The 26,819-nt window shown below is 70.6% G+C and carries 29 protein-coding genes; 15 read left to right on the top strand and 14 right to left on the bottom strand.

The annotated features are described in order from the left end of the window. The first annotated feature begins 81 nt into the window (after positions 1-81). Complete coding sequence (locus tag OG381_RS05845; protein WP_327715029.1) at positions 82-1,602, top strand: carboxylesterase/lipase family protein; 1,521 nt, start codon at positions 82-84, stop codon at positions 1,600-1,602. A 15-nt stretch (positions 1,603-1,617) separates the two neighbouring features. On the opposite strand, the gene ppk2 is transcribed toward OG381_RS05845, so the two are convergent. Beyond that, positions 1,618-2,421: a polyphosphate kinase 2 gene (gene ppk2 / locus OG381_RS05840; RefSeq protein WP_327715028.1), complete on the bottom strand. Its 804-nt coding sequence runs from the start codon at positions 2,419-2,421 to the stop codon at positions 1,618-1,620. A 184-nt stretch (positions 2,422-2,605) separates the two neighbouring features. Between ppk2 and OG381_RS05835 the strand changes: the two genes are divergently transcribed. Then, the gene (locus OG381_RS05835; protein ID WP_327715027.1) at positions 2,606-3,583 is read left to right on the top strand and encodes an ABC transporter substrate-binding protein; all 978 of its coding nucleotides are present in this window, start codon (positions 2,606-2,608) and stop codon (positions 3,581-3,583) included. Here the strand turns inward: OG381_RS05835 and OG381_RS05830 are convergent. Next, positions 3,578-3,805, bottom strand: a complete 228-nt coding sequence (locus OG381_RS05830) for a twin-arginine translocase TatA/TatE family subunit (protein WP_327715026.1) — start codon at positions 3,803-3,805, stop codon at positions 3,578-3,580. The two genes, OG381_RS05835 and OG381_RS05830, sit on opposite strands and share 6 nt — an antisense overlap. 148 nt (positions 3,806-3,953) lie before the next feature. On the opposite strand from OG381_RS05830, the gene OG381_RS05825 reads away from it, so the two are divergent. After that, on the top strand, positions 3,954-4,370 hold the full coding sequence (locus tag OG381_RS05825; protein ID WP_327715025.1) for a BlaI/MecI/CopY family transcriptional regulator: 417 nt from the start codon (positions 3,954-3,956) through the stop codon (positions 4,368-4,370). 6 nt (positions 4,371-4,376) lie between these two features. Next, the gene (locus OG381_RS05820; RefSeq protein WP_327715024.1) at positions 4,377-5,309 is read left to right on the top strand and encodes a M56 family metallopeptidase; all 933 of its coding nucleotides are present in this window, start codon (positions 4,377-4,379) and stop codon (positions 5,307-5,309) included. A 24-nt stretch (positions 5,310-5,333) separates the two neighbouring features. On the opposite strand, the gene OG381_RS05815 is transcribed toward OG381_RS05820, so the two are convergent. Continuing rightward, complete coding sequence (locus tag OG381_RS05815; protein ID WP_327715023.1) at positions 5,334-5,789, bottom strand: tellurite resistance TerB family protein; 456 nt, start codon at positions 5,787-5,789, stop codon at positions 5,334-5,336. A 282-nt stretch (positions 5,790-6,071) separates the two neighbouring features. Between OG381_RS05815 and OG381_RS05810 the strand changes: the two genes are divergently transcribed. Next, complete coding sequence (locus tag OG381_RS05810; protein WP_327715022.1) at positions 6,072-7,400, top strand: hemolysin family protein; 1,329 nt, start codon at positions 6,072-6,074, stop codon at positions 7,398-7,400. Beyond that, on the top strand, positions 7,397-8,410 hold the full coding sequence (locus OG381_RS05805; RefSeq protein WP_327715021.1) for a hemolysin family protein: 1,014 nt from the start codon (positions 7,397-7,399) through the stop codon (positions 8,408-8,410). Before OG381_RS05810 ends, OG381_RS05805 begins: the two co-directional genes overlap by 4 nt. 14 nt (positions 8,411-8,424) lie before the next feature. Here OG381_RS05805 and OG381_RS05800 read toward each other — a convergent pair whose 3' ends face one another. The 5 genes from OG381_RS05800 to OG381_RS05780 all read right to left on the bottom strand — a co-directional run bounded on the left by OG381_RS05800 (position 8,425) and on the right by OG381_RS05780 (position 12,814). Then, on the bottom strand, positions 8,425-9,750 hold the full coding sequence (locus tag OG381_RS05800; protein ID WP_327715020.1) for an alpha/beta fold hydrolase: 1,326 nt from the start codon (positions 9,748-9,750) through the stop codon (positions 8,425-8,427). 246 nt (positions 9,751-9,996) lie between these two features. Continuing rightward, positions 9,997-10,533: an AAA family ATPase gene (locus tag OG381_RS05795; RefSeq protein ID WP_327715019.1), complete on the bottom strand. Its 537-nt coding sequence runs from the start codon at positions 10,531-10,533 to the stop codon at positions 9,997-9,999. A 10-nt stretch (positions 10,534-10,543) separates the two neighbouring features. After that, positions 10,544-11,395 (bottom strand): SDR family oxidoreductase, encoded by an 852-nt coding sequence (locus tag OG381_RS05790; RefSeq protein WP_327715018.1) that lies wholly within the window; start codon positions 11,393-11,395, stop codon positions 10,544-10,546. A gap of 29 nt (positions 11,396-11,424) precedes the next feature. Then, complete coding sequence (locus tag OG381_RS05785) at positions 11,425-12,339, bottom strand: fructosamine kinase family protein (protein WP_327715017.1); 915 nt, start codon at positions 12,337-12,339, stop codon at positions 11,425-11,427. A gap of 16 nt (positions 12,340-12,355) precedes the next feature. After that, complete coding sequence (locus tag OG381_RS05780) at positions 12,356-12,814, bottom strand: GNAT family N-acetyltransferase (RefSeq protein WP_327722391.1); 459 nt, start codon at positions 12,812-12,814, stop codon at positions 12,356-12,358. A gap of 24 nt (positions 12,815-12,838) precedes the next feature. Here OG381_RS05780 and OG381_RS05775 point away from each other — a divergent pair, with 24 nt between their 5' ends. Continuing rightward, on the top strand, positions 12,839-13,411 hold the full coding sequence (locus OG381_RS05775; protein WP_327715016.1) for a GNAT family N-acetyltransferase: 573 nt from the start codon (positions 12,839-12,841) through the stop codon (positions 13,409-13,411). Positions 13,412-13,537: 126 nt separating this feature from the next. Continuing rightward, positions 13,538-14,488, top strand: a complete 951-nt coding sequence (locus OG381_RS05770) for an expansin EXLX1 family cellulose-binding protein (protein WP_327715015.1) — start codon at positions 13,538-13,540, stop codon at positions 14,486-14,488. A 16-nt stretch (positions 14,489-14,504) separates the two neighbouring features. Here OG381_RS05770 and OG381_RS05765 read toward each other — a convergent pair whose 3' ends face one another. Beyond that, positions 14,505-15,092 carry a TetR/AcrR family transcriptional regulator gene (locus OG381_RS05765; protein WP_327715014.1) on the bottom strand — a complete coding sequence of 196 codons (588 nt, stop codon included), beginning with the start codon at positions 15,090-15,092 and terminating at the stop codon, positions 14,505-14,507. A gap of 152 nt (positions 15,093-15,244) precedes the next feature. Here OG381_RS05765 and OG381_RS05760 point away from each other — a divergent pair, with 152 nt between their 5' ends. The 5 genes from OG381_RS05760 to OG381_RS05740 all read left to right on the top strand — a co-directional run bounded on the left by OG381_RS05760 (position 15,245) and on the right by OG381_RS05740 (position 20,446). Continuing rightward, on the top strand, positions 15,245-16,306 hold the full coding sequence (locus OG381_RS05760; protein ID WP_327715013.1) for an oxygenase MpaB family protein: 1,062 nt from the start codon (positions 15,245-15,247) through the stop codon (positions 16,304-16,306). 238 nt (positions 16,307-16,544) lie between these two features. Then, positions 16,545-17,780 (top strand): cation:proton antiporter, encoded by a 1,236-nt coding sequence (locus OG381_RS05755; RefSeq protein WP_327715012.1) that lies wholly within the window; start codon positions 16,545-16,547, stop codon positions 17,778-17,780. A 105-nt stretch (positions 17,781-17,885) separates the two neighbouring features. Further along, positions 17,886-18,140 carry a DUF3040 domain-containing protein gene (locus OG381_RS05750; RefSeq protein ID WP_327715011.1) on the top strand — a complete coding sequence of 85 codons (255 nt, stop codon included), beginning with the start codon at positions 17,886-17,888 and terminating at the stop codon, positions 18,138-18,140. Between the two features lie 87 nt (positions 18,141-18,227). After that, positions 18,228-19,112, top strand: coding sequence for a PfkB family carbohydrate kinase (locus OG381_RS05745; RefSeq protein ID WP_327715010.1), 885 nt, complete (start codon positions 18,228-18,230; stop codon positions 19,110-19,112). Between the two features lie 173 nt (positions 19,113-19,285). Further along, on the top strand, positions 19,286-20,446 hold the full coding sequence (locus OG381_RS05740; protein WP_327722390.1) for an MFS transporter: 1,161 nt from the start codon (positions 19,286-19,288) through the stop codon (positions 20,444-20,446). A gap of 141 nt (positions 20,447-20,587) precedes the next feature. Here the strand turns inward: OG381_RS05740 and OG381_RS05735 are convergent, their stop codons facing one another. The 3 genes from OG381_RS05735 to OG381_RS05725 form a co-directional block, all read right to left on the bottom strand. Beyond that, positions 20,588-21,592 (bottom strand): sugar ABC transporter substrate-binding protein, encoded by a 1,005-nt coding sequence (locus OG381_RS05735; protein ID WP_327715009.1) that lies wholly within the window; start codon positions 21,590-21,592, stop codon positions 20,588-20,590. A 285-nt stretch (positions 21,593-21,877) separates the two neighbouring features. After that, on the bottom strand, positions 21,878-22,426 hold the full coding sequence (locus OG381_RS05730; protein WP_327715008.1) for a DUF1062 domain-containing protein: 549 nt from the start codon (positions 22,424-22,426) through the stop codon (positions 21,878-21,880). 214 nt (positions 22,427-22,640) lie between these two features. After that, on the bottom strand, positions 22,641-23,888 hold the full coding sequence (locus tag OG381_RS05725) for a MalY/PatB family protein (RefSeq protein ID WP_327715007.1): 1,248 nt from the start codon (positions 23,886-23,888) through the stop codon (positions 22,641-22,643). Between the two features lie 93 nt (positions 23,889-23,981). Between OG381_RS05725 and OG381_RS05720 the strand changes: the two genes are divergently transcribed. Beyond that, entirely contained in the window at positions 23,982-25,040 is a 1,059-nt protein-coding gene (locus tag OG381_RS05720; protein WP_327722389.1) for a P1 family peptidase, read from the top strand. 19 nt (positions 25,041-25,059) lie between these two features. Here OG381_RS05720 and OG381_RS05715 read toward each other — a convergent pair whose 3' ends face one another. Continuing rightward, a complete protein-coding gene (locus OG381_RS05715) occupies positions 25,060-25,638 on the bottom strand; it encodes a hypothetical protein (RefSeq protein ID WP_327715006.1) in 579 nt (192 codons plus the stop codon). A 184-nt stretch (positions 25,639-25,822) separates the two neighbouring features. On the opposite strand from OG381_RS05715, the gene OG381_RS05710 reads away from it, so the two are divergent. Continuing rightward, positions 25,823-26,359, top strand: coding sequence for a hypothetical protein (locus tag OG381_RS05710; RefSeq protein ID WP_327715005.1), 537 nt, complete (start codon positions 25,823-25,825; stop codon positions 26,357-26,359). Between the two features lie 21 nt (positions 26,360-26,380). Here OG381_RS05710 and OG381_RS05705 read toward each other — a convergent pair whose 3' ends face one another. After that, positions 26,381-26,776: a GNAT family N-acetyltransferase gene (locus tag OG381_RS05705; RefSeq protein WP_327715004.1), complete on the bottom strand. Its 396-nt coding sequence runs from the start codon at positions 26,774-26,776 to the stop codon at positions 26,381-26,383. Positions 26,777-26,819: the final 43 nt, after the last annotated feature.

Raw genomic sequence — 26,819 nt, 5'->3', positions numbered from 1 at the left:
GCCTTTTCCGGGTGAGGGGTGTTCCATGTTCGCCAGGTGCACTAGTTTTCACCAGTACATGGATCCGGTGAGGAGTCGTCGATGAGCACAAGCGAGTATCCGGAGGCCGCTACGGCGGCGGGCGCGGTACGCGGTCGGCGGGAGGGTGCCCTGGCGGTGTTCCGCGGAATCCCGTACGCGCAGCCTCCCGTGGGCGAGGCCCGCTTCGCGGCTCCGCGGCGGGTGGAGCGCTGGGACGGCGTACGGGAGGCCTTCGCGTTCGGCCCGCCTCCACCGCAGGAACCGTTCGGCCCCGAGGCTCCCGGGACCCTTCCGGCCGGTGACGACTGGCTCACCGTGAACGTCTGGACGCCGGACGCGGACCCGGTGGCACGCCGCCCGGTGATGGTGTGGATCTACGGCGGCGCCTACAAGTTCGGCTCCTCCGACGACCCCGCCTACGACGGTGGCCGGCTCGCGCGCGAGGGCGGGGTCGTCGTGGTCACCCTGAACTACCGGGTCGGCATCGAGGGCTTCCTGCGGATCGAGGGCGCTCCCGCGAACCGCGGTCTGCTCGACCAGGTGGCGGCGCTGGAGTGGGTGCGCGAGAACATCGCCGCCTTCGGAGGCGATCCGGAGCAGGTCACCGTCTTCGGTGAGTCGGCGGGCGCGGGGTCCATCGCCGCGCTGATGGCGATGCCGGGGGCGCGGGGGCTGTTCCGGCGGGCCATCGCGCAGAGCGTGCCGGGCACGTACTTCTCGGACGCGCTCGCCGCCGACATCGCGCAGACCCTGGCCGCCGGGATCGGGCTGCGGCCCACCGTGGCCGACCTCGCCGGGGTGGACCCGCGCAAGCTTCCCGAGGCGGGGGCCGCGCTGAGCGGCCGTATGCGTGAACACGTGCCTCGCTGGGGCGCCGTCGCCCTCACTCCCACCCCCTTCTCGCCCGTCGTCGACGGCGAGGTCCTGCCCACCGCACCCTGGGAGGCCCTCGCGGACGGCGCCGCCCGTGACGTGGAGCTGATCGCCGGGCACAACAGGGACGAGTACCGCCTCTTCCTCCTGCTCGGCGGGCTGCTCGGCCGGGTGGACGACGGACTGGCCGCACTGACCCTGAGCCTGTTCGGCCCGACGCCGGACGCCGAGCGGGCCTACCGGGCGGCCTTCCCCGACGCCTCCACGGAGTACCTGTTCGAACTCGTGCAGTCCGACTGGCTGTTCCGCATGCCCTCACTGCGGCTGGCCCAGGCGCATGTGGCCGGCGGCGGCCGGGCGCACGTCTACGACCTCACCTGGTCCGCCCCCGCGAACGGCGGCGCACTCGGCGCCTGTCACGGGCTGGACGTACCCCTGACCTTCGGTGTGTTCGACGGCACCGGTCTGGGCGCCATGCTGATCGGACCCACCCCCTCGCCCGAGACCGAGGCCCTCTCCGCCCACATCCGCTCCTCCTGGACCGCGTTCGCCACGACGGGCGACCCGGGCTGGCCCGCCTACGATCCCGAGCGCCGCCTCGTCCGGCTCCTCGACACCGAACCCACGGTCGCCGCCTACCCGGAGGAGCTCTCACGCCGGCTGTGGGAGCGGCACACCTTCACCGCGCTGCCGCTGACGACGGCGTAGCCCGCGCGGGGTGTGTCACAGGCGTGCCGCGTGATCGGGGACGTAGGTCTGCAGATCGCGCGGCGTGCGCTGATAGCCGGTCGACTCCGGGCGGTCGGGCAGTTCCAGGACCGGTGGTGGCACGTCGTGGTACGGCACCGAGCTCAGCAGATGGGCGATGGTGTTGAGCCGGGCGCGGCGCTTGTCGTCGCTCTCCACCACGTACCACGGGGAATCGGTGATGTCGGTGTGCACCATCATCTCGTCCTTGGCCCGCGAGTACGCCTCCCAGTGGGTGATCGACTCCAGGTCCATGGGCGAGAGCTTCCAGCGCCGCAGCGGATCCTCCAGCCGGCGCCGGAAGCGTTCCTGCTGCTCGGTGTCGCTCACCGAGAACCAGTACTTGCGCAGCAGGATGCCGTCCTCGACGAGCATCCGCTCGAAGACGGGGCACTGGCGCAGGAAGAGCTGGTGCTCCTGCTTGGTGCAGAAGCCCATCACGTGCTCGACCCCGGCCCGGTTGTACCAGGACCGGTCGAACAGCACGATCTCGCCGGCGGCCGGCAGATGCTCGACGTAGCGCTGGAAGTACCACTGACTGCGCTCGCGCTCGGTCGGCTTGGGCAGCGCGGCGATCCGTGCCACACGCGGGTTGAGATGCTCGGAGACCCGCTTGATGGTGCCGCCCTTGCCCGCCGCGTCCCGCCCCTCGAAGACGACGACCAGCCGGGTCCCGGTGGCCCGCACCCACTCCTGGAGCTTCACCAACTCCGTCTGCAGGCGCAGCAGTTCCTTCTCGTACACCTTGCGCGGCAGTTTCTCCGCCTTCTTGGCGACCATGCCTGCACCGTACTGTCCGGGCGGTGACCGCGCATCGTGGACGGAGCCTTGTCCGGAGTACTGACAGTGTGAAGTGTGGCGTGTAGATTGCGGCCGTCGCGAAAATGCACAAACAAGCCGGGCTGTCGAGCCGCACCAGGACAGCCGTGGTCTCTTCCCCCACCCCTTCCCCCAGGAGGAGCCCATGCGAAGGCGCATACTCGGGTTCGGCGCAGCGCTGATCACCTTCGTCGCCGTGGCCGGATGCGGATCCTCGGACTCGGACGCCGGTGACTCGTCATCCTCGGGAGGCGGCAAGACCACGACGGTCAAGGTCGGCATCATTCCGATCGTCGACGTCGCCCCGCTCTATCTGGGGCAGGAGAAGGGCTTCTTCAGCAGCCGTGGCATCAAGCTGGAGATGGTCCCCGCCCAGGGCGGCGCCGCGATCGTCCCCGGTGTGGTGAGCGGGCAGTTCAAGTTCGGGTTCAGCAACACGACCTCGCTGATGGTCGCCCAGGTCAAGGGAGTTCCGGTCAAGTCCGTGGTCAACGGGGCGGCCTCCAACGGCAAGGTCGGCGGTGACGTCACCGCCGTGATGGTGAAGAAGGACAGCCCCGTCAGGACGGCCAAGGACCTCGCCGGACGGACGGTGGCCGTGAACACCTTGCAGAACATCGGCGACACCACCGTGCGCGAGTCGGTGCGCAAGGCCGGCGGCGACCCCTCCGAGGTCAAGTTCGTCGAGATCCCCTTCGACCAGATGCCCGCCGCCGTGGACGACGGCCGGGTGGACGCCGCCTGGATGGGCGAGCCCGCGCAGACGGTCGCCAAGGCGCAGGGCGCCCGCGTCGTGGCCTCACCGTTCGCCGAGACGGACCCCGAGCTCACCGTGGCGACGTACTTCACCTCGGCACAGTTCGCGCAGCAGAACCCGGACCTGGTGAAGAAGTTCACCGAAGCCATGACGGAGTCGCTCGAGTACGCCTCCGCCCACCCGGACGAGGCCCGTCAGACCCTCACGACCTACACCAAGATCAGCGGCGATGTCCTGAAGAACCTCATCCTCCCCAGTTGGCCGACCGACGTCGACATGGCCTCCCTGGAGAAGCTGGCCGCACTCAGCGAGAAGGACGGCCTGTTCGGCGACAAGAAGCCGGACCTGAACACCCTGTTCTCATGACCGGGCCGGACCGTCGTCCTGGGGGCGAGGCGTGACGACCTCGCCCTGAATCACCTCGGGGTTCGCCCGTCCCTCGGCCGGGCCGTCGTCCATGGCGTCCTTCTCCGCCTTGAGAATGCGCGCCGACTTGCCCGCAGAGCGGGTCAGTTCGGGGAGCTTCTTCGCCGCCAGGACGGCGATGACGACGATGAGCAGGATGGCGAGCTCGCTCAGTCCGAACATGGGGATCCCTCCGGATCAGACGGGGACGCCGAAGTCGGAGGCGATCTCGGCCAGGCGGGCAGCGTACCCCTGCCCGACCGTGCGGAGCCGCCGGTGTCCTTACCATGGACCGCCTGTGACGTGCGTGGCAGCGGAAGGGAGACAGGACGTGACGGATCACCGAAGGCCCCGGCGACGGGGGCAGGGTGAGCTGGAGGCGCAGGTTCTGTCGGCCCTGCGCGAGGCCGACGGTCCGGCGACGGCGGGCTGGGTGCAGGAGCGGCTCGGCGCGGGCCTCGCCTATACGACGGTGATCACGATCCTGACCCGGCTGCTGGCCAAGGCCGCGGTGACCCGGGAGCGCTCGGGCCGGTCCTTCGTCTGGACCCCGGTGTCGGACCAGGCCGGGCTGGCGGCCCACAAGATGCGCAAACTCCTGGACGGCGAGAGCGACCGCGAGGCGGTCCTCGCCAGCTTCGTCACCTCGCTCGATCCGGACGACGAGAAGCTGCTGCGCGACCTGCTGGGGCAGGCGGAGGGCGAAGGCGACGTGGGCGAAGCGGCCGAGGGCGAAAGGGACCACTGACTTCTCATGGGGGTGTTCGTCTTCCTTCCGCTGGTGCTGCCCTTGACGGCCTGGCCGATCGCGAGACTCGCCGAACAGCGTCTGCATCCCCGTGTCGCCACCCGCCTGCTGACGGGCGTGGCCGGAGTGATGGCGCTGTGCAGCACGGTCTGTCTGGGGCTGCTGATGGTGGTCGGCACGGCGCAGCTGCCGGGCAACCCCCTGCCCGACGGCTGGTCCGACCCCGAGGTCCGCGAGACCGTCCCCTACGACGAGGTGGCCGGCAAGGCCGCCATCCCGGCCCTGCTGGCCGTCGCCGTGCTGTGCGGGCGGGCGCTGTGGCGGCACGCGCGGGTACGACGGCGCGCCCACCGGGCGCTGGCCGGACTGCCCGGCACGCAGGTCGCGATCCTGCCCGACGGCGAGCCGTACGCGTACGCCCTGCCCGGCGGGACCCGTGGCCGCATCGTGGTGACCACGGCCCTGCTGTCCGCTCTCGGGCCCGCCGAGCGGCGCGCCCTATTCGCCCACGAGCGCGTGCATCTGGCCGCCCGGCACCACCGGTTCCTGCTCGTCGCCCAGCTGGCGGCGCGCGCCAACCCGTTTCTGCGTCCGCTGCGTACGGCGGTCGTCTACACGACGGAGCGCTGGGCGGACGAGGAGGCGGCCCGGGTCGTCGGCGACCGCCACACCGTGGCGCGCGCGATCGGCAGGGCGGCGCTGGTCTCCCGCCGCACTCCCGTGCCGGCACTCGCGGGCTTCGCCCTGCCCGGACCGGTGCCCCGGCGGGTGGCGGCCCTGCTGGCGCCCGCTCCCGGCGGTCGCGGCTGGCCCTCGGTGTTCACCGCGGTCGGGATGGCGGCCTGGGCGGCCGCCGCCGGTACGGCGCTCTCCGCGCTGTCGTCCGCCAACTCCGCGGTGACGATGATCGTCATCCTGCGCGCCGCGACGCCGCTGTGACGGCGCCGCCGCGCGCCGTCCTCCTCAGAGGTCGAACTCGTGCGGCGGCAGGTCGAGTGCGAAACACGCCTCGCGTACGACGGCCTGCTCGCTCTTGTCGAAGTCGCCGTCGGCCCCGCCGATCACGATGCCGATCTGCACCACGGCACGCGCCTCGGCCGGCTTCTTCTTCGCCTTGCCGATCTCCTGGAGCACGCTCACCTTGCCGAAGGCGAAGTCGGTGGTCAGCTTGTTGATGTTGTCGTCGAAGCGGCGCTGGAGGTCCATGGCGTCGAAGTTCTGCAGCACCTCGTTGGTGGCGATCAGCTGGGCCACCCGCTGGCGCTCGGAGGGATCGACACTCCCGTCCGCGGCGGCGACCAGCGCGCACATGGCCATGCTCGCGTCGCGGAAGGCGCCGCTCTTGAGGTCGTTCTTCTTCGCCACGAGCTGCGTCTGCATCGTCGACGCGGACTCCTTGAACCGGTCCCACAGGGCCATGACTGCTCCAAACGGTCGGTCGGGGCCCGGCCCGCTCGGACGGCGATCCGGCACCCCTTAATATCTACAGCAACGTAGAAACTCGCGGCCGGACCGATAAGTTCCACCGGTCCGGAAGGAACTCCCCTCCCACCGCGTTCGTTCACGCACCGCACACCGATGTAAGGAGCACGACGTGTCCGCCACCATGACGGACTCCCCGGGGCACCGCCCCCGACCACCCCGCCAGGTCCTTCCTGAGCACGGCACGCGACGGGGCGCCCACTGTCGATCGACGCGCCGATGAGTGTCGTGAGCGCCCTGCTCGGTCTGCTGGCCGTCTTCGTCCTCACCGCCGGCACCGGCTACTTCGTGGCCCAGGAGTTCGCCTACGTCTCCGCGGACCGGCTCGCCCTCGCCCGTGAGGCGGAGGCGGGCGACCGGAAGGCCGCCCGCGCCCTGACGGTCCTGGAGCGCCTGTCGTTCATGCTGTCCGGCGCCCAGCTCGGCATCACCGTCACCGGCCTGGTCGTCGGCTTCATCGCCGAGCCGTCCGTCTCCGCACTGCTCGAGCCCGCGCTGACCGGCATCGGCATCCCCGAGGGCGCCGTGGGCGGCATCTCCGTCGTCCTCGCCTTCGTCCTGGCCACCGTCGTCCAGATGGTGCTGGGCGAACTCGCCCCCAAGAACCTCGCCATCGCCGTCCCGGAGCGCCTGGCCAAGTCCCTGGCCTCCTCGACCCTGGCGTACCTCAAGGTCGTCGGCCCGCTCGTGCGGATCTTCGACGGCGCCGCCAACCGGCTGCTGCGCAAGGCCGGCATCGAGCCCGTCGAGGAACTCCACCACGGTGCCACCCTGGAGGAACTCGGCCACCTCATCGGCGAGTCCCACCAACAGGGGCAACTGCCCAAGGAGACCGCCGAACTCATCGACCACGCCCTGGAGTTCTCCGAGCGCACCCTCGACGAGGTGATGGTCCCGCGTGTGGACGCCGTCTTCGTCCGCAAGGACGCCACCGCGGCCGAGGCCGTCGACCTGATCGCCAAGCACGGCCACTCCACCTACCCCGTCCTCGGCGACCACCCCGACGACGTCCCCGGCGTCGTCGGCGTACGCGAGCTGATGCGCCTGCCCGCCGCGGCCCTCGCCACCACCACCGCGGGCGCGGTGGCCCGCCGCCCGCTGCTGCTGCCCGACACCCTCCCGCTGCCGCACGCCGTCGAGCAGATGCGTGAGCGGGACGACGAGTTCGCGGTCGTCCTGGACGAGCACGGCGGTCTCGCCGGCATCGTCACCTACGAGGACATCGCGGAGGAACTGGTCGGAGACATCGCCGACGAGACCGACACCGTCATCGAGGTCGCCGTCCCCGACGGCGAGGGCTGGCTGGTGGACGCCGGCCGCCGCCTCGACGAGATCGCCGACGCCACCGGCATCGAACTGCCCGAGGAGGACGACTACGACACCGTGGCAGGCCTGATCGTGGACCGCCTGGGCCGCTTCCCGGCCATCGGCGACCGCCTCACCGTCGAACTCCTCGACGGAGGACGCGCGTTGATCGACGTACGCACGCTCGACCGGCACGTGCCGGACCGGGCCCGGATCCAGAAGGTCGAGGAGGAGCAGGTATGAGCTTCCCGATGGCGCTCTTCGTCACCGTGCTGCTGCTCATCGGCAGCGGATTCTTCGTCGCCGCCGAGTTCGCCCTGGTCGCCGCCAAACGGCACCGCATGGAGAAGGCCGTCGCGCAGGGACAGCGCGGCGCCAAGGCGGCCCTGGCCGGCATGCGCGAACTGTCGCTGATGCTGGCCGGCGCCCAACTCGGCATCACCGTCTGCACCCTGGGCCTCGGCTCGGTCTCCAAGCCGGCCATCTCCCACGAACTCGACCCGCTCCTGCACGACCTGGGCCTGCCCACTGCCCTCAGCTACGGCATCGCGTTCGTCTTCGCCATGGTCGTCGTGGTGTTCCTGCACATGGTGCTCGGCGAGATGGCTCCCAAGTCCTGGGCCATCGCCCATCCCGAACGCTCCGCGATGCTCCTCGCCCCGCCCTTCCGCGCCGTGGTGAAGGCGGTCCGCCCGCTGATCGCGGTGCTCAACCGGATGAGCAACGCGCTCGTACGGCTGTGCCGGGTCACCCCGCGCGACGAACTCGCCTCGGTCCACAACCGCGAACAACTCACCCACCTGGTCGAGGAGTCCGAACGCCTCGGCCTGATCAGCGAGAGCGACTCGGAGCTGCTCACCCGCTCGCTCGTCGAGCCCGAGACGCCCGTCAGGGAACTCCAGATCCCGGCCGGGGAGATCACCTCGGTCGACGGTGACGCGGGCATCGACGACATCCTGCGCCTGGCCACCGCCCATGACCGCACGCGCCTGCTGGTGCGGGACGCGGGCAGCGTCCTCGGCTCCGTCCATGCCCGCGACGCCCTGGTGGCCCGGGCCCGGTCCAGGACCGCCACCGCCCGCGCTCTGGCCCGGCCGGTACCGGAGGTGACGCAGGAGACCACGGTCGCGGACGCGATCGAGCTCCTGCGCCGCAACCGTGCCTCCCTCGCCGTCGTCCGGGACGCGACGGGCAGCCTCACGGGCATGGTGACGCTGGACGACCTGCTGGCCCGCTATCTGCAGCCGGCCTGAGTTCCGCCGGCCGGTCAGAGCTGTGCGGGCATGCTCCAGCAGTTGGAGGCGGCCTTCTTGCCCGACAGCCGGTCCGTCAGCCAGGCGATGGCGTCGCCCTGGTCGGTGAGCAGCGGTGCGAAGTGGTTGAGCAGCGCGCTGCCGACATCGGGCAGGACGACGCCCTTGTACGTGACGTCGGCGCCCTTCTTGCACCAGTCGACGGCGAGTTGGCGCGCCTGCCGGTGCGGTACGAGGTTGTCGCTGACGCCCGTCGCCAGACGCACGGGGCCGGACGGTTCGAACGTCCCGATGCGCTGGCTGTCCAGGAACGCCTGCAGCGCGGGTGTCGCGGCGATGATGTCGCTGATGGACCGGCCGTCGGTCGTCCACTTGGTGCTCTTCGCGTAGCCGTAGCCGAAGAGGGCGTCCCCGACGCACATGGTCGACAGGTCGGTGAGGGCCGCCTTGCCCGCCGCGTTGAGATGCGCCTCGGCGATGGGCTTCAGGGACGGGTCGGACTGGAGGAAGCCGTTGAGCGACCAGCCCAGCGCGCCGGCGAGTTCGCTGCCGTCGATGGCCTTGGTGACCGAGGCCAGATCGGCGGGCGGTGCGCCCGCGTAGGTCCCGGCGAGCGTGACGTCGGGGGCGTAGGAGGACTGGAGTTCGGCCGCCGAGGCGGTCGCTCCGCCGCCCTGGCTGTATCCGAAGAGCCCCACTCGGGAGGCGGAGGTGATGGAGGCTCCGCCGACCGAGCGGGCGGCGCGGACGGCGTCCAGCACCGCGTGTCCCTCGTCGACCCGGTTGACGTAGGTGTGCAGGCGGTCGGTCGCGCCGAGGCCGGCGTAGTCGGTGACGACCACGGCGATGCCCTTCGCGAGGAGGCGGTAGATCGACAGATCCTCGTAACCGACGGACACCGTCTGGCCGTTGAGGTTCAGTGGGTGCTCCAGGCCCATGGACGCGGCGCACTGGTCGCCCTGTCCCATGGTGCCGGGTGCCACCGCGACCAGGGGGCGTGGTCCGTCGCCCCGCCATGCCGCGGCGGGTTCGATGTAGGCGCCGGTGACGGCTACCGGGCGGCCGTTCGAGTCGGTGGACTTGTACATCAGGCGGGTCGCGGTGCCGGGGAGCGGTCCGTCCAGGCCGGGCAGGCTGAGGGCCAGGGGCAGCGGCTCGGTGCGGATGAGGGTGCCGTTGGCGGCGGGCAGCGTGGCGGGCGGGTTGTAGAACGCCGGGATGGTGACGCCCCGGGAGACGACCTCGTCCGCTGCCATGGCGGCGGTGACCGAGAGCGACTGGGCGCCGAGGCAGGCGGCAGCGGTGACTGCTGCGGCCATGAGCCGTCTGCGTGCGGGCATGGCGAACCTCCTGTGGAAGCGGCTGGCAGAGAGGTGCACAGGTGAAACCGGCACGGGAACGCGGCCGTCCCACGGGCCGGCCCATGCCGCACTGAGGTGGTTCGCCAGGACCTTACCTACGAGTAAGTTACTCGTGGTAGCACTGTGCAGGTTACGGTTCGGTAATTTGACAGGATGTCTAATTGCGCGCTGCGGCGACTACGCGGTGTCACGGTCCGGAGGATCCGCCGAGGATGCGGGACGGCCTCACCGCGGCGCCGGAGGCGCATGCCTGACACCGAGGGCGCTCATCACCTGCCCGACCGTCGCGTCCAGCGTGCTGCTCGCCGGGATCACCGTCTCGACACCGCCGGGCAGCAGGTCCAACGGCCGGTACCACGACCGGAGTTCGTCCGTGCCGACGGTGTCGGCGATGGGCTTGGTGGCATGCCGGGACAGAGTCTCCTCGAAGGGGACGTCCAGGTAGTAGCAGTGGGCGCGGTCACCGTAGTCGGCGAGCAGCCCGGCGAGCATGCCGCCGTAGTGGGCGACGTACAGGATGCCTTCCAGCACCGTGTGAAAGCCGTGCTCCAGGGCGTGCCGCACGGTCAGGTCGATCAGGCCGATGTTCGCGGCGCCGGGGACGTCACGCTCGCGCAGCACATCGCGGCGCAGGGTGTCCTGACTGACCAGGGCGATGCCCCTGCCGTAGCGCTCGCGCAGCCCGGCGGCCACCGAACTCTTGCCGCTCGCACTGTTTCCGCGCAGCACGATCAGCCTGGTGGGGGAGGGGACCGTCGTCACCCGCGGGACCCTACCCCCGGTCGCCGGAATGCGGGCCGTGCCCCGCGCGAAGGAACTCGCGGGCGCCGCGCAGGCGCGTGACGATGCGCCCCTGGGTGGCAGCGCTGTCGAGGCGGACGTCGAGGGCGCCGGGTGTGCGGCTGTCGGTCCGGCGTCCGGCGGGCAGCCGGGCCGGGTCGAGGCCGTCGCGGCGGGCGATGAGGACACCGAGGTGGTGGCGGCTGAGGGCGTCCGGTCCCGCGAGGTGGAAGACTCCGGGCCGGTCGGACGCCGCGAGTTCGAGGAGGGCGCGGGCGAGATCCTCGACGTGCACCGGGCAGCGGACGGTGTCGGTGAACAGGACGCCGTCGTCGGTGCCCGTCGCCAGGTCGTGCACCATGCGCTCGTGCGCCGATCCGCCGTCCCCGATGATCAACGAAGTGCGAGCGACCGCGGCGCCCGGAGCCAGGAGCCGCACCGCGCTCTCGGCGGCGGCTTTGGCCGCGCCGTACGGGGTGACCGGATCGGGCAGGCAGCTCTCGCCGTAGTGAATCCGGGACCCGGAGAACACCGCGTCGCTGGAGACGTGCACCAGACGGCAGCGGCGACGCGCGGCGGCCATCACCAGGCGAATCGAGCCGTCGGCCGTGACCGCCCAGTCGCCCTGTCCACTCGTCGCGTTGATGACGGCGTCGGGGGCGACCGAGGCAAGAACCTCGTCGATCCGGCGGGGGTCACGAAGGTCGACGTGGTGCCACGTGACTCCGGGGGCGGTTGCGGGGCGGGAATGGTACGTCGCCGCCGTCTCCCAGCCCGAGGCCGTCGCCCGGCGCACGAGCTCCGTTCCCAGAAACCCGCTCCCGCCGATGATCAGCACTCTCATGGCGCCCCACCGTAGGGCACACCGGCAGCTCAGTGGCCGGCTTCGGACAGGAGCCGCCGTGCCGTGCCGAGGGCCTGTTCGGCGTAGGGGCGGCCGAAGAGTACGGCGTGGACCAGGAGCGGGAAGAGCTGGTGCAGGCCGACGCGCTGCCGCCAGCCGGCGGCGAGGGGCGCGGTGTCCTGGTAGCCCTCCAGCACCTCCGTGAGACGGGGACAGCCGAAGAGCTGGAGCATGGCGAGGTCGGTCTCGCGATGCCCGCCGTGTGCCGCCGGATCGATCAGCCACACATGGCCGTCGGCGCCCCACAGCACATTGCCGCTCCACAGATCCCCGTGCAGCCGCGCCGGTGCCTCACTCGGCCCGGCGAGGTCGGCCAGGCGCTCGCAGACCCGCTCCACCACGACCGTCTCGTCGCGCAGCACGGTGCCACGGTCGACAGCCCGACGCAGATAGGGCAGCACCCGGTGTTCGGCGTACCAGCGGGGCCAGTCGCTCCCCGGCACATTCCGCATCGGGGCGAGCCCGATGTACGCCTCGGCAGCGCCGTCGGGCGGTGGCGCCCCGAACGCCGGCGCACCAGCGGCATGCAGCCCGGCGAGTTCACGACCGAACCGGACCGCGGCCGCGGCGCTCGGCGGCCCCTCCGGAACACAACCGGTCACCAGCCACCGCCGGTCGAGGCCGTGCACGACCGGCACTCGCACCGCCCTCGCCTCGGCCAGCCACCCCAGCCCGGCGGCCTCGGCTCGCGCGGCACTCGCGCTCCCGGCCTCCTTGACGATCACCGGCCCACCGTCCAGCGCGACTTCGGTGACCTCACCGGTCAACCGCCGCTGTGCCACCACCGCCCGCCCGGTCAGCCGTGCGGCCACAGCCCCGGGCCCTTCACCGTCCTCGCGCATCATGCCTCCGCCGGTCCGGTCGTCCTGGCCTCCGTCCGCCATGCCGACCCTGGCGGCATCAACCGTCGCCCAGGCCGTATGCCGGCTTGCGCACCATGAACACGTCGATCGGATCCTCCGACTCGGTCGTGAACCCGTGCCGCTCGTACAGCCGTCGGGCCGCGCTGCCCCGGAGCACGTTCAACCGGACCAGCAGACCGTCGCGGTCACACCGCTCCAGCAACTCCCGCAGCACGCCCGAGCCGACCCCGCTCCCCTGGAGGTGCGGTGCCACGAAGAAGTGTTCCAGCCAGTGGGCGTCCTCGGCGGGCCGCAGTGCCACGCAACCGGCGAACGCACCGCCCACCTCGATGGCCCAGGCGTACTCGGGGACGAAGCTGTCCCGCAGCCGCTGCCGTACCCGCTGCTCGTCGAACCGCCCGAGCCGCTCCAGGTCCGGCCGCATCACCACGGCACGCAGCTCGGCGATCGCCTCGACGTCGGCCGTCGACGCCGGCCGCAGTTCCCAGTGCGCAATGATCACCACGCTAGGGTAAATCGCATGCCCATCGAGGTACGCCCGGCTTCGGTCTTCGAGGACGTCCGAGCGGTGCTCGGACCGAAGTCGCCCACCGCGAACGTCTGCTGGTGCCTGAGCTACCGGATTCCCTCCAAGCTCAACAACGAGCTGCGAGGCCCGGCCCGCGGAGAGTATGTCGCCGGGCTGTGCCGCGCGGGGCTTCCTCCGGGAGTGCTCGCCTACGACGGTGACGAACCCGTCGGCTGGGCCGCTGTGGCACCGCGCTCGGAGACGACCTTCGCGCGCAACCGGAAGATCCCCCACCTCGACGACCTGCCGGTGTGGTCGCTGTGGTGCGTCCGCGTGCGCCCCGGCCATCGCAAGCAGGGGATCTCGCACGCCCTCATCACCGGAGCCGTCGACTTCGCCCGCGCGCACGGCGCACCGGTGATCGAGGCCTACCCCCTGGACAACGGCGACGCCCGGGTCGATCTGACGATGGCGTACGCCGGTATCCGCAGGAACTTCGAGCGTGCCGGATTCGCGCACGTCGCCGACACGACGTCCGTGCTCGCCGGCCATCCGCGGATCCTGATGCGCCTCGATCTGCGCTGACGGCACATTTCTTCGAAACGGGCGGCAACCTTTTCGGTTCCGGCGACCACTGAGGGATCGGAGGCTCTCTTCACCGGGCCTCGCACACAGCACGCGTGCTCCCGAACCACGTAAAGGACCTCATCCGTGGCGTCGTCCTCCTCACACCGCCGTCGTCCCCCTCGGCGGGGCACCTGGGTGCTCTCCGCGATCGTCGTGGCGACCGTCGCGCTCGTCGCCGCCCTGATCGTGGCCTTCGTCCCCGACGACGGGCACGAGGCCACCGCATCCGCCTCCGCCGTGGACGCCAAGGCGAGCGCGGCGCCCACCACACCGGAGCCGACACCGTCCTCGGCATCCCCGAAGGCCTCGGCGACGCCCACGAAGGCCAAGCCCTCCGGTACGCCGTCGCCGACCGCCGGCACGCCGAAGGCCCGGCCCTCGACCGCCGCCCCGCGAAAGACGTCCGCCACGGTGGGATCACAGGCCGGACGGATCCGCCCCGGGACCACCTACAAAGGGGTGGCCACGTTCTACGACACCGGCAACGGTGACGGCGCCTGCTCCTACGGTCCCACCAGCGACACCATGACCGCGGCGATGAACCACACCGACTACGAGACCTCCCAGGCCTGCGGAGCGTATGTGCTCGTGCGCGCCGGTGGTGCCTCCGTGACGGTCCGGATCACCAACGAGTGCCCGCTGCCCTGCGCACCCGGTCAACTCGACCTCAGCCCCCAGGCCTTCGCCAAGCTCGCCGCCCCCTCGCGCGGCCAGATCCCGGTCACCTGGACCCTGCTCAGCCCCGCCACGTCCGAGAAGATCTCGATCCGCTACAAGACCGGCTCCAGCCGCTACTGGTGCGGAATCCAGGCCATCGGCCACCGCAATCCGCTGGCCCGCCTGGAGGTGCGCACGGGCAGTGGCTGGACCCGTCTGGCCCGTACCGGGTACAACTACTTCCTCTCCGAGCAGGGCAGCGGGTGCGGCGGATCGATCAGGATCACCGACATCTACGGCGAGCAGCTGACGATCGACGGGATCGCACTGCGTGCGGAGGCCGTGCAGCCGACCGGAGTCCAGTTCGCCGCGCACTGAGGACGGGCCACGGCTGTCAGGGCGTCGGCCACAACGCGCCGAGGATCAACCGCACTTGGCCCGTCAGCCGTGGCAGGTCGAACTTCTCGGGTTCGGTGAGCGCGACGCGGCCGAAGTGTTCCGCACAGGCGACGAGGGCGTGGGCGAGGACCTGCGCGTCGAGCCCCGGATCACTCCGGCCGGCCAGGGCGAGGGAGAGCCACTTCTCGACCAGCAGCCGGAACCGCTCCCGGTCGGCCTCGATACGGTCGCGGACGACGACCGGCATGTTGCCCGGCGGCAGCAGGATCAACCGCCAGGTGTCCGGGTCCTCGTGGAGCATGTCGGCCATCCGGCGCACCGCCTCGGAGGCGAACGCCCCCGGGTCGCGCAGCCCGCCCGCGTCGGGAACGGTCCTCAGCAGCCGTTCGAAGGCGCGGGCCTGCTGCCGGTCGAGCAGCGCGGTGAGCAGGGCGTCGAGGTTCTCGAAGGCGCCGTAGACCACCGACCGGGCGACCCCGGCGCGCTTGGCGATGGCGTCGATGGAGACCCGGTCGTAGCCGTCGCTGACGATGACGGCCAGGGCCGCGTCGAGCAGTTGCTCACGACGTTCCTCGATCGGCACGCGCGGGGCGTAGGGCCGCCGCCTGCGCGGCCTGTCCGGTGAATTCGTGGACGCTGACACCTTGGCAGTTTACGACACCCGTGTCTTAATTTACGACAGCAGTGTCGTAATCAAGGCGCGGTCCACGCCGCGGACGCAGAGGGAGCGGCTCCATGGCGAGGTTCAAGCGCAGCGAGGTCCGACCGCACGAGGACTACGGCTTCTTCGGGCCCGGCTCGGTGGTGTGGAAGGTCTGGAGCTATCCGACCGCGCCGACCGTGGGATTCCAGCGGGCCGTGGTGGTGGAGGAGCTCGACCCGCCGCTGGTGGCCGCCGTGCACGGTACCCAGGGCATCTACCAGCGCGCCCGCACGCGCTACGACCGGACCCTGCGGTACTTCGCCATGGTCGCCTTCGCCGGTTCGCGTGAGGTGTCCAAGGCCGCGGACATCCTGGTCAAGGTCCATTCCAAGGCGATCGGCCAACTGCCGTACGGCGGTGGGACGTACGACGCCAACGACCCGGCCTCCCAGCTGTGGATCCAGCTCACCGGCTGGCACTCGATCCTCTACGCGTACGAGAAGTACGGCCCCGGCAAGCTCACCGCGCGGGAGGAGCAGGAGTACTGGGAGGCGTGTGCGCTCGCCGCGGAGCTCCAGACGTGCTCCCCGGACGACGTCCCCCGCACCCGTGACGGGATCCGGGCGTACTTCGCGCAGATGCGCCCCCGGCTGTCCGCCAGCCCGATCGCGCGTCAGGCCATGAACCACTTGCTGCGGACAGAGCTGGTACTGCCGCCGGTGCCGCTGTGGGCGAAGCCGGTGCGCATGGCCGTCGCGAAGGCGCAGCGGATCGCCACGATCGCCACCATGCCGCGCTGGATGCGTGAGATGGCGGGGATCAGGCAGTCCCGCCTGCTCGACCTCCTCATCGTGCCCGTCATGAAGGTGTCCTTCGCCCTCGCCCACCTCAACCCCCGGGTCGAACTGCGCCTGTTGGGCCTGCTGTCGCCCTCCACGGTCCCGGTGGTCGCCCCGATCAAGCTGGGCATCCCTGCCCGCAAGGAGGAAGTGCTGACCCCGGCGGAAGCCCGCGCCCGCTACGGCTACGCCAAGCCCGCCGAAGCCCACCTCGAGTTCCGGGCCCGCCAGTCCGCCCGCGTCTTCGGCGACGGCAAGGCCCCCAGCGACCAGGGGCTCATCGAGTCCCAGGACGTCCTGGGCCCGCTGGCCTGATCAGCCGTCAGGAGCTGACGTGACGGGCGTCGGCATCTGCCGAAATGAGTGCTGACACCGATGGTCGCGGGTGCGGGGACCGTGTCAGCGTGGAGACGACGCCGATCGAGCCGGTGGTGACACCCGGCCGCGGCGCGGCCCTGAAGACGTCGTCAGCCACGCACCACAAGGAGTACTTGTATCCATCCCCGTCAGATGAAGCGACCCCGTCCTCTCGCGCAGCCGAAGGGGGTGACCCGTGGGACACGCTGACACCCTCCTGGCCATGGGCGGCGCCTTCCTCGCGGCCGCCCTCCTCGCCCGCCTCGGCGGCAGGATCGGACTTCCGACCATCCCCCTGTTCATGCTGGCCGGCATCCTGCTCGGCCCGCACACACCCGGCATCGTCCTGGTCCAGGACGCCCACGACTTCGAGATGCTCTCCGCGCTGGGCCTGGTCCTTCTGCTGTTCTACCTGGGCCTGGAGTTCCACCTCGACGACCTCCGCAGCGGCGGCAAGCGGCTCCTGGCGGCCGGCGGCATCTACCTGGTGCTGAACGTCGGCGCGGGGCTGGGCTTCGGGTTCGCCCTGGGTTGGGGCGCCCGGGAGGCGCTCGTGCTGGCCGGCGTGCTGGGCATCTCCTCGTCCGCGATCGTCACCAAGATCCTCATCGACCTGGGGCGCCTCGGCCGCCCCGAGACGCGCCTCATCCTGGGCGTCATCGTGGTGGAGGACATCTTCCTCGCCCTGTATCTCGCGGCACTCCAACCGGTCATCGGCGGCGCCCAGGGCCTCGGGGACGTGTTGTGGCAGGCGGGCAAGGCGTTCGGCTTCCTGCTGGCCCTGGCCGCCGCGGCCCGCTACGGAACCCGGCTGGTCGCACGGCTGATCGCGGTACGCGACAACGAACTGCTCGTGATCAGCTTCCTCGGTGCGGCGGTCCTGGTGGCGGGGATCTCCGAGGTCCTGGGCGTCGCCGACGCCATCGGCGCCTTCATGGTCGGCCTCATCCTCGCCGGCACCCCTTCCGCCGCGCGGATCCGCCGACTCGTACACCCCCTGCGAGACGCCTTCGCGGCCATCTTCTTCTTCGCCTTCGGACTGGCCATCGACCCGGCTGTCGTCGCGAGCGTGGCCGGACCGGTAGCCGCGGCGGCAGCGGTGACCGTGGTGATGAACGTCGTCGCAGGGCTTCTCGTGGCACGCCTGTACGGCTACGGCCCCGAGCGCGCCGCGGAGATCGCCACCACCCTTGTCGCCCGCGGGGAGTTCGCCCTGATCCTGGCCGCGATGGCGACCAGCGCGGGCCTCGACGACCGCCTCGCCCCGTTCATCGCCGGATACGTCCTGGTGCTCGCGGTCCTGGGTCCGGTCGTCGCCGGACGCGCCGAACTACTGGCCCGCGCACTGGCGTTCACGGCTTCCCGGGGGCCGGGCCGCCAACCTGTGGCCGACACTTGTTTGCAGGGGCCACCTGTTAGGGAGAATGCATAGAGAGCCGGGCAGCGCGAGCCGGGACGCATCTCCGACCACGCTCATCGTGAGTCCGGCCAACCGCTCTCCCCAGCCCCGCACCGCGCACGGCGCGAAGGAGAAGGCATGCCCCGATCCGAGGACGAGCGTCTGGTCGCGCTCGAAGCACACTGCGCGTGTGACGATCCCCTGTTCGCCAGGGCGATGAGCATCGGACGCCCGCGCCGCCCCCGTGAGTTCCGACGCACGGGGGCCTGGTGGGCCCTGGCCGTCACAACGGCCGTCCTGATCGGCGGGGTGATCGTGGCGAACGGGCTCCTCATCGCCACAGGCCTGGTAGGAGCCGGCCTGGCCGCCCAGCTGCTCGACCCGCCGAACTGACACTCGACGCAACGCTCGACGGCTCCTCTCGCTTCGTACACTGACCCCACGCACCGTCGGCAGGAGTCGCGCGTGAGGGAACCGGCAATGCCTCGACGCCCCGAGGGGCTGTTCATCGGTCTGTGCACCCTCGACGTCATCCAACTCGTCGACCACGCGCCCGCTTCCAACGAGAAGCTGACGTCCCGCCGCCAGACCATCGCGGCGGGCGGCCCCGCGGCGAACGCGGCCGTGGCCTTCAGTCACCTGGGCGGCGCGGCCCGCCTGCTCACCGCGATCGGCTCGCATCCGCTGGGCCTCGGCGCCACAGCCGACCTGCACCGACTCGGCGTCACCGTGTCGGACCTGACGCCCGACTCGACGGAGCCCCCGGCCGTCTCCTCCATCATGGTCACCGCGTCCACCGGAGAACGCGCGGTCGCCTCCACCAACGCGACGGGCCACCGCGTCACCCCACCCGACGACCTCGACGCGCTGCTGGCTGCCTGCGACATCGTGCAATTCGACGGCCACCACAGGGAACTCGCCGTCTCCGCCGCCCGCCTCGCACGAGCCGTCGGGCGCCCGACCGTCCTCGACGCAGGCAGCTGGAAGGACGGCATGGAGAACCTGCTGCCGTCGATCGACGTGGCCGTCTGCTCGGCGGACTTCCACCCACCGGGCACGAGCACACCCACCGAAACACTGTGCTTCCTCCAGGAGTACGGGGTCCGCTGGTCGGCAGTCACCCAAGGGGCGGAGCCCATCGTCTGGCGCGGCCCCGACGGCGGCGGCACGGTGGACGTTCCGACGGTCCCCGTGACGGACACGCTCGGCGCGGGGGACTTCCTTCACGGAGCCCTCACCCACCACCTCGCACTGCGGGGCCACTTGACCTCACAGCACTTCACCGAGGCCCTGCGCGCCGCGGCCGCGGTGGCATCGCGGGCCTGCACGTCGTTCGGAACCCGCGCCTGGCTGCACGGAGAGTAGGGCACCGCGCCCGCGCCGCATTCATCCAAGTGCCGTAGATCTTTGTCCATGGACGGATCAGCCGCCACGCGCAAGGGTCGACGCATGCGCGAATCCGACAAGGCGACGACCGACACATGAGAGCCACCGACCCCCACCCCGTGCTGGACAGCCGCCCCCTCGAACGCCGACGCATGCCAAGTGGGCTCATCGCGCTGGCACTCGGCGGCTTCGGCATCGGACTGACCGAGTTCCTGATCGCCGGACTGCTGCCCCAGGTCGCGTCGAGTCTCGCCGTATCGGAAGCGGCGGCGGGCTGGCTGATCTCCGGATACGCGCTGAGCGTCGCGATCGGCGCCATCGCGCTGACCGCGGCCACGACACGGCTGCCCCGCAAACAGGTCCTGGTCGGCCTGGTGGCCTTGTTCGTCATCGGCAACCTGCTGTCCGCGCTCGCACCGAACTATCAGGTGATGCTGCTCGGCAGGGTCGTGGCGGCGTTGTGCCACGGTTCGTTCTTCGGCATCGGCTCCCTGGTCGCTCGCGGTCTGGTGGCGCCGGAACGCAAGTCCCGCGCGGTGGCGGTGATGTTCGCCGGACTGACCCTGGCGAACGTGCTGGGCGTGCCGTTCGGCGCGCTCGTCGGTGAACGCTGGGGCTGGCGGGCGGCCTTCTGGGCGGTCACCGCGATCGGCGTACTGGCTCTGGCGGGGATCGCGGCCCTCGTCCCCGCCCGGCCGACGGAGGCGGGCTCCGCTCCGACACCGGCAGCGGACCTGCGCGCCCAGTTCCGCGTCTTCCGCTCCTGGCAGGTCTGGCTGACCCTGACGGCCACCGGCCTCGGCTACGGCGGCATGTTCGGCGCGTTCAGCTACATCGCCTACACCTTCACCGAGGTCGGCGGCTTCGCCTCGGCCGATGTCGCCTGGCTGCTGATGGTGTACGGAGTCGGCCTGGTCGCCGGGAACCTGATCGGCGGCCGAGCGGCCGACCAGGACCGGGACCGCGCCCTGGTCCTCGCCCTCCTCGGACTCACCGTCACCCTGGCCGTGTTCGGCCTCCTCGCGGCCAGCCCCACCGCGTCGGTGTTCCTGGTGTTCCTGATGGGACTGTTCGGGTTCGCCGCCGTCCCCGGCATGATCACCCGCGTCACCGACGTCGCCCACGGCGCGGCACTGGCCGCCAGCGCCAACGTCTCCGCGTCCAACGTCGGCAACGCCCTCGGCGCCTGGCTCGGCGGCCTGGCCATCAGCGCGGGCCTCGGCTACACCGCACCGCTCTACGTCGGCGCCGGGGTCACCCTGATCGCCGTACTGGTCATGGCCGTCGCCGCACACCAGGCACGTCGACACTGAGCGCCCCCGCCGGCTCAGTCGCACCGGACCACGAGGCGTACATGATCCGGCCCATGCCGCTCGCCGCCGTGGGCCCGGAACTACTCGTGTTTCAGGGAGGGGAGTTCGGAGCCTCCGGCTCGGCGTGCCGGGTCACGTTCATCACCGGGTGCCCTTCGCGGCGAACTCGGCGACGGCGTCGGCGTTGTCCTTGGTGATGAAGGCCGGTCCGGTGAGGACGGGCGCGGTGTCGCCCCCGCTGAAGTTGCCGTTGTTCTTGTAGAGCCACAGTGAGTCGACGGCGAGGTAGCCCTGGAGGTAGGGCTGTTGGTCGACGGCGAACTCGAGGGTGCCTTCCTGGACGGCCTTGACGACGTCCTTGTTGAGGTCGAAGGTGGCGATCCTGGCCTTGCTGCCGGCGTCGGACAGGGACTGCACCGCGGTCAGCGCGATGGGCGCGCCGAGGGTGACGACCTGGTCGATGGAGGAGTCGGCCATGAGCTTGGCGGTGATGGTGGACTTCACGGACGGCATGTCGGTGCCGTTGACGTAGAGCGTGTCGGTCTTGCCGCTGAAGCCCTTCTTCAGGCCGGCACAGCGGGCTTCCAGGGCGACTTGGCCCTGTTCCTGGATGACGCACAGGGCGTGCTTGGCGCCGAGTCGGCCGAGGCGTTCACCGAAGGCCCGACCGGCGATGTTCTCGTCCTGCCCGAAGTACTCGAGCATGCCGAGGTCTTTCCAGTCGTCGACGCCGGAGTTGAAGCCGACGACGGGGATGCCGGCCGTCTTGGCCTTGGCGATGACGTCCTTGAGGGCGTCGGGCTTGGCCGCGGTGAGGGCGATGCCGTCGACCTTCTGGTCTATGGCGTTCTGGACGAGGTTGGCCTGGGTTCCGGCGCTGGGGTCGCTGGAGTAGACGAGCTTGATGTTGTCCTTGGCGGCCGCGGCCTGGGCGCCCTTGCGGACGAGGTCCCAGAAGGTGTCGCCGGGGGAGGCGTGGGTGACCATGGCCACGGTCATGCGTGGCGTGTCGGCCCTGCCCGCGGCGGCCGCCGTGTCGCCTTCCTCGGACTTCTTGCCACCGGAACCGCTGGAGCAGCCGGTCGCGAAGAGGGCGCCGACGAGAACCATGGCGGTCACAGTGGCGGCTCGGTGATGTCTGTGCATGTCCCTTGCACCTCGCTGTGCTGATCAGGGTGGGAGTGGGAGGTGATCCTGATGTGAGGGTGATGCCGCTGGGAGTGCTAGAGCGCGTTACTAGCGCGCTCTAGTTGCGTCGTACTATGAAACTCCCCACTGGCGATGTCAACAGGTTTGTCAGGACGTATCGACAAGGAGCCCTGACGGGAACCGGCCACGCGAGGGCCCGCCCGGCGGATCGTGCCGGACGGGCCCCACATCCCGAGGAAGCCTCGGGTCAGCGTGTCTCAGCGCCTCATTTCCTTCAGCGTGTCAGCGCTTCAGCGTGAAGGTGAAGTCACCGGAGAGCCTGCGGCTCAGCCGGACCGCCGACACGACTCTCCCCTCCGCGATCAGTCGCTCGACCTCGGCCCGCGGAAGACCGCATCCCTCGGCGATGAGTCGCACCGGTCGCACAGGGATCCGCGCCGCGAAGCGCACCGAGACGTCGAGCACCTCGGTGTCCAGGTGATCCGATCCGCCGGTGTCGAGGCGCCAGGCACCGTCCCAGTCCAGGGCTATGTGATTGCGGCGCTGGACGACCGGGTCCTGGAGCAGTTCGGCCGTCAGGCCGAGGTCGTTGTCATGGAGCCGGTCCAGGAGTTCAGGTCGTACGGAGCGCACGTTGACCCGCTCCAGGACCGTGAGTTTCGCGGTGTCCCCGCAGGAGGTGCAGAGCACCAGGAGCCAGGCGTCGATGTTCTTGTGGTGGGCGTTGACGCGAAACCTGCCGTTCGCCCGGAAGCTCTCGGACGCGCAGGTGTGGCAACGGCGGAGAACGAGCGGCAGGCAGGTGGGCATGACCACCCAGTTGTTGAGCACAGAAGTACACCGGTTTCAGTGAGAAGTCCGCAGCAAAAAGAGGCGCGGCGCACATGCGCGACGCGCGACAGATCAGCTCTCGGGAGGTCTCACACGGTGTACAACGGCACGTCCTTGCCCAGACGACTCGGTTCGCCAGCACCGTAGTGACGCAACTCGGCGCTGTGCCACTGGTTTTCGAGCGCCCCACCGTCGGGTCCGGGCGGTCGTGCACCTAGAAGTCGCGTACCGCCTGCCCCATGCGGGCCAGGGCTTCGCGCAGGATGGCCGGCGACGTCGCGAAGTTGAGGCGTACGTGTCCCTCGCCGCCTGAGCCGAAGACGTGGCCCGAGCTGAGGGCGACCCTGGCTTTGTCGAGGAACATCCTCGCGGGTCCGGCGACGTCGCTCACCACACCGGGCCCGTCGGTGCCGTGATCATCGTGCAGTCCCAGTCGGCGGCAGTCCAGCCAGGCCAGATAGGTGCCCTCGGGGCGGGTACAGCCCACCTCGGGGAGGTGTTCTGCGATCAGTTCGCCCAGCAGGCGGCGGTTGGCGTCGAGCCCGAGCAGCAGTTCGTCGAGCCAGTCCCCGCCCTCGCGGAAAGCCGCGGTGTGGGCGATGACCCCAAGATGACTGGGGCCGTGGCCGACCTCTTCCGGCAGGAGCCGGAGCTCGTCGGCGGCCTCGGGACCGGCGACGGCCACGGCGGCCTTGAGCCCGGCGAGGTTCCACGCCTTGGTGGCCGAGGCCAGCATGAACGCGTTCTCGGCACCGGGCACGCTCAGGAACGGGGTGAAGGTGGCGCCCGGCAGCACCAGAGGAGCGTGGATCTCGTCGGACACCACCCGCACACCGTGCCTGCGGGCCAGAGCCGCGACGGCCTCCAGCTCCTCGCGGGTATGGACCACACCGGTCGGATTGTGCGGGTTGCTCATCAGGAACGCGGCCCCCCGGCCCCCGCGCCGAGCCCGTACGAAGGCATCCTCCAGCGCCCGCGGATCGACCCGCAGATCCGGACCGAGGCGGGCCTCGACCACCTCACGGGCGTCATGGCCGACGAACGCGTAGAAGGGCGGATAGACCGGTGAGCACACCACGACCGCGTCGCCGGGATCGGTGATCAGCCGCAGCACCTCGACGATGCCCAGCATCACGTCGGGCACGATCGCGGTGTGCTCGACGCGCAGCCCGTCCCATCCCCACCGTTCCTGGGCGAAAGCGGCAAGGGCCTCGGCGTAGGCGGTCCCGAAGGGGTATCCGGTGTCGCCGAGGTCGAGCGCCGAGTGCAGCGCCTCGACGACGGGCGCGGCGAGCGGCACATCCATCTCCGCCACCCACAACGGAAGTACGTCCTCGGGGTGGGTACGCCACTTCATGCTGGTGCGCCGCCGCAGCTGCTCCAGGGTGAGCCGGGCCAGGGGATCCGTCCGGTGGCGCTCGGCGGCGGAGGGGTCGTGTCGCGTGGGCTCGGGCTCGGTCATGACGCGCTCCGAGGTCCGGGGACGCCGGGGCCGCAGCCGGATGAACGGCCACCCACGTCATACGGTGCTTTGGCTAGTGTGCCGATCATGCGCATGCCCGATCCACCTCTGTCCTCGCCCTCACCCGAAGCCCCTCGCCGGGCCCGCGAACTCGGTCTGGGCGTCGGTGAGGTGCCTACGGGACCGCACAACACTTTCACGGACGTGCCCGGCATTCGCGTAGGGCACACCACACTGGTCGATGCGCCGCGTGTGCACAGCGGTGTCACCGCGATCGTCCCTGACGGCGTGGGCCCCGCGAGCCCGCTGCCGGCCGGCGTGTTCGCGGGCAACGGCTACGGCAAGCTGCTGGGCAGCACCCAACTCGCCGAACTCGGCGCGCTGGAGACCCCCGTCCTGCTCACCTCGACGCTGTCCGCGTTCCGGGTCGCGGACGCCCTGGTCGGCTGGATGCTGGAACAGCCCGGGACAGCCGGTGCACGGAGCCTGAATCCGGTGGTGGGGGAGTGCAACGACGGTCTCCTGTCCGACATCCGCTCGCGCCCGGTCCATGAGGAGCACGTCCGCTCCGCACTCGGGACCGCCCACAGCGGCCCGGTGCCCGAGGGCTGTGTCGGTGGCGGCACCGGGCTCACCGCGCTCGGCTTCAAGTCCGGCATCGGCACCTCCTCGCGCCGTCTCCCACTGGCGGGCCGAGAGGTGACCCTCGGCGTCCTCGTCCAGGCCAACTTCGGCGGCACGCTGCGCGTCCTCGGCCGCACGATCACCCCCGCCGACGTCGGCCTGCCCACCGCGGCCCCCGTCCCCGACACCGGTTCCTGCATGATCGTGACCGCGACCGACGCACCCCTGGACGCCCGCCAGCTGACCCGGCTCGCCCGACGCGCGGTGTACGCCCTGGCCAGGGTCGGCGCGGCCTACAGCCACGGCAGCGGTGACTACGGCCTGGCCTTCGGCACCCGCCCCCTGGGCACACCCGCCGGCCCCGCCGTGGTCCCCGACGACGCTCTCGACCCCGTCTTCAGCGCCCTCTTGGACGCGGTGGAGGAAGCCGTCCTGAACTCCCTCCTCACCGCCACCACGACCACAGGCCCCTACGGCGACACACGCCATCCTCTGCCCGCGGCACCGCTGCTCGCTGTGCTCGGGTGACGAGCCCGGGGCGTACGGGTCAGCGCATCCGCGGATTGAGGGCGGCCAGGCCTTCCCGGAAGCCGGGGTCGGGCCGGTTGGGCTCCACCTCGCCGGTGTCCGGGTCGAGGTACCCCCACGTGCCCTGCCGTCCCGCTCCGCACACCATCAACGTCATTGTCCGGCCCGGCACCTGAATGTGCGTCACCTCGTGAAAAGAGCTCAGGGGCATGTGATTCGTCCCGCCCGCCTCATGCACCCGGGTCTCGGTGACGACCTGGCCGTCGACCAGCTCGTAGCGCTGCTCGGTGTACCCGCCGGCGAGGATGTGCGCGGTGAACTCCCACGGATGGTTGTGGGGCTGCGGCTTCGCGCCGTCGCGCAGGTCGGGCGCCATCCACAGGTTCACCTTGACCGTGCGGTCCTCCTCCCGGCGCAGCACCAACTCGGCCTTGTAGCCGAAGCCGTCGGGGTCGGGCACGAGCAGCCACCGATCCTCCGAGGTGAAGTCCTCCCAGGTGAGCGACTCGGACGGCGCGTACTGTTCGAGCCCATGGACGGTGGCGTCGAAGAGCTCTTCGTCCACGACCAGGCCGGGCACGACCTGAACTGTCGGCATGTTTCCTCCCCGTCAGACGCGCTACTGGTGAGCGTGTGCTGGTTCGCGGCAGGATATCCGGCTGACTGACACGGCTGTTCGAGCAGTGGCCGCTGTCAGCCCTCACCGCATCGACCGCCCCTTCTTCGCTGGGTTACCGTACTGGCACGCTGCGTTGCCCCCGGTGGGGCCGAGGAGGAATCCTATGACATCGCCCTGCGACCCCCAGTACGCTCCCGCCGGCGATGTGGGCGCAGCGCTCATGATGATCGACTCCCGGCTGAAGGCCATGTACGGCGACGGGGCCGAGACCGATCCCCTACAGCGGCAGCTGACCGAGCAGTTCACCGCGTCGCTGGCCCCCGAGGACGCCGATGACCTGGTGGACGGCGCCTGCACGCTCATCTACATGTTCATGCGCTGGCTGCGGATGGCCTACGAGGACCATGACAGGGACGTCATCGAGTACGTGCTGCCCGGCCTCGTGGCCTCGCTGCGCATGATGCCCAAGAGCATCCGTCCCGAGGTCATCCCCACCATGGCCGGTCTGGTCGTCGCCGCAGGCACCGGACTCAGCCCCAGCCTGTGGCGCAAGCAGTACGGGGACTGGACGAAGGACGAGATGAACTCCCTGGAAGCGACAGCCCTGTTGCTCGCGGAGCACATCAACCGGCTCACGGACAACCGTGACTTCGCCGCCCGCATGATCGCCGAAGCCATGTCCCGCGCGACCGAAGACTGACGCACGGTCGGGGGCGCAGCGTCACAGGGCGATCAGCCCTGCCGCAGTCTCCTTGAAGCCACACGCCTCGAAGTAGAACGACCGCAGATGCTCCTCGAAGTCGACGTGCAGCCACTCGCACCCCGCAGTACGACTTCCCTCGGCAGCCGCCTTGACCAGCGCGGCTCCCACCCCGCGCGAGCGGTCGCGCTGAGCCACGACCGTATCCAGAACGAAGGCATGGACCCCGCCGTCCCAGGCGACGTTGACGAAGCCGACCAGTCGATCGCCTTCCCGGGCGCAGACCCAACCGAGGCTGTGACGGTGAAGTCTGGCGCGCCAGCCCGTCTGCCCGACCGGACCGCCGAACCCTTCGGCATGCAGTGCGTTGAGGGCCGAGTTGTCGATGTCGCCTCGCCACTCATAGGTGATCGTCATGGTCCGAACTTAGAGGCCGTCAGGACCGGTCCCGCCATTTCGT

Source organism: Streptomyces sp. NBC_00490 (assembly GCF_036013645.1).
Taxonomy (GTDB): domain Bacteria; phylum Actinomycetota; class Actinomycetes; order Streptomycetales; family Streptomycetaceae; genus Streptomyces; species Streptomyces canus_F.
The sequence above is the reverse complement of the archived record's forward strand: the minus strand, read 5'-3'. Positions and strand labels throughout refer to the sequence as shown.

What these genes read in the sequence shown, in the direction of transcription:
- OG381_RS05845 (WP_327715029.1), top strand. Translation starts at nt 82, where the DNA reads ATGAGCACAAGCGAGTATCCGGAGGCCGCTACGGCGGCGGGCGCGGTA.
- ppk2 (WP_327715028.1), bottom strand. Translation starts at nt 2,421, where the DNA reads ATGGTCGCCAAGAAGGCGGAGAAACTGCCGCGCAAGGTGTACGAGAAG.
- OG381_RS05835 (WP_327715027.1), top strand. Translation starts at nt 2,606, where the DNA reads ATGCGAAGGCGCATACTCGGGTTCGGCGCAGCGCTGATCACCTTCGTC.
- OG381_RS05830 (WP_327715026.1), bottom strand. Translation starts at nt 3,805, where the DNA reads ATGTTCGGACTGAGCGAGCTCGCCATCCTGCTCATCGTCGTCATCGCC.
- OG381_RS05820 (WP_327715024.1), top strand. Translation starts at nt 4,377, where the DNA reads ATGGGGGTGTTCGTCTTCCTTCCGCTGGTGCTGCCCTTGACGGCCTGG.
- OG381_RS05815 (WP_327715023.1), bottom strand. Translation starts at nt 5,789, where the DNA reads ATGGCCCTGTGGGACCGGTTCAAGGAGTCCGCGTCGACGATGCAGACG.
- OG381_RS05810 (WP_327715022.1), top strand. Translation starts at nt 6,072, where the DNA reads ATGAGTGTCGTGAGCGCCCTGCTCGGTCTGCTGGCCGTCTTCGTCCTC.
- OG381_RS05805 (WP_327715021.1), top strand. Translation starts at nt 7,397, where the DNA reads ATGAGCTTCCCGATGGCGCTCTTCGTCACCGTGCTGCTGCTCATCGGC.
- OG381_RS05800 (WP_327715020.1), bottom strand. Translation starts at nt 9,750, where the DNA reads ATGCCCGCACGCAGACGGCTCATGGCCGCAGCAGTCACCGCTGCCGCC.
- OG381_RS05790 (WP_327715018.1), bottom strand. Translation starts at nt 11,395, where the DNA reads ATGAGAGTGCTGATCATCGGCGGGAGCGGGTTTCTGGGAACGGAGCTC.
- OG381_RS05785 (WP_327715017.1), bottom strand. Translation starts at nt 12,339, where the DNA reads ATGGCGGACGGAGGCCAGGACGACCGGACCGGCGGAGGCATGATGCGC.
- OG381_RS05775 (WP_327715016.1), top strand. Translation starts at nt 12,839, where the DNA reads ATGCCCATCGAGGTACGCCCGGCTTCGGTCTTCGAGGACGTCCGAGCG.
- OG381_RS05760 (WP_327715013.1), top strand. Translation starts at nt 15,245, where the DNA reads ATGGCGAGGTTCAAGCGCAGCGAGGTCCGACCGCACGAGGACTACGGC.
- OG381_RS05750 (WP_327715011.1), top strand. Translation starts at nt 17,886, where the DNA reads ATGCCCCGATCCGAGGACGAGCGTCTGGTCGCGCTCGAAGCACACTGC.
- OG381_RS05745 (WP_327715010.1), top strand. Translation starts at nt 18,228, where the DNA reads ATGCCTCGACGCCCCGAGGGGCTGTTCATCGGTCTGTGCACCCTCGAC.
- OG381_RS05740 (WP_327722390.1), top strand. Translation starts at nt 19,286, where the DNA reads ATGCCAAGTGGGCTCATCGCGCTGGCACTCGGCGGCTTCGGCATCGGA.
- OG381_RS05735 (WP_327715009.1), bottom strand. Translation starts at nt 21,592, where the DNA reads ATGCACAGACATCACCGAGCCGCCACTGTGACCGCCATGGTTCTCGTC.
- OG381_RS05725 (WP_327715007.1), bottom strand. Translation starts at nt 23,888, where the DNA reads ATGACCGAGCCCGAGCCCACGCGACACGACCCCTCCGCCGCCGAGCGC.
- OG381_RS05720 (WP_327722389.1), top strand. Translation starts at nt 23,982, where the DNA reads ATGCCCGATCCACCTCTGTCCTCGCCCTCACCCGAAGCCCCTCGCCGG.
- OG381_RS05715 (WP_327715006.1), bottom strand. Translation starts at nt 25,638, where the DNA reads ATGCCGACAGTTCAGGTCGTGCCCGGCCTGGTCGTGGACGAAGAGCTC.
- OG381_RS05710 (WP_327715005.1), top strand. Translation starts at nt 25,823, where the DNA reads ATGACATCGCCCTGCGACCCCCAGTACGCTCCCGCCGGCGATGTGGGC.
- OG381_RS05705 (WP_327715004.1), bottom strand. Translation starts at nt 26,776, where the DNA reads ATGACGATCACCTATGAGTGGCGAGGCGACATCGACAACTCGGCCCTC.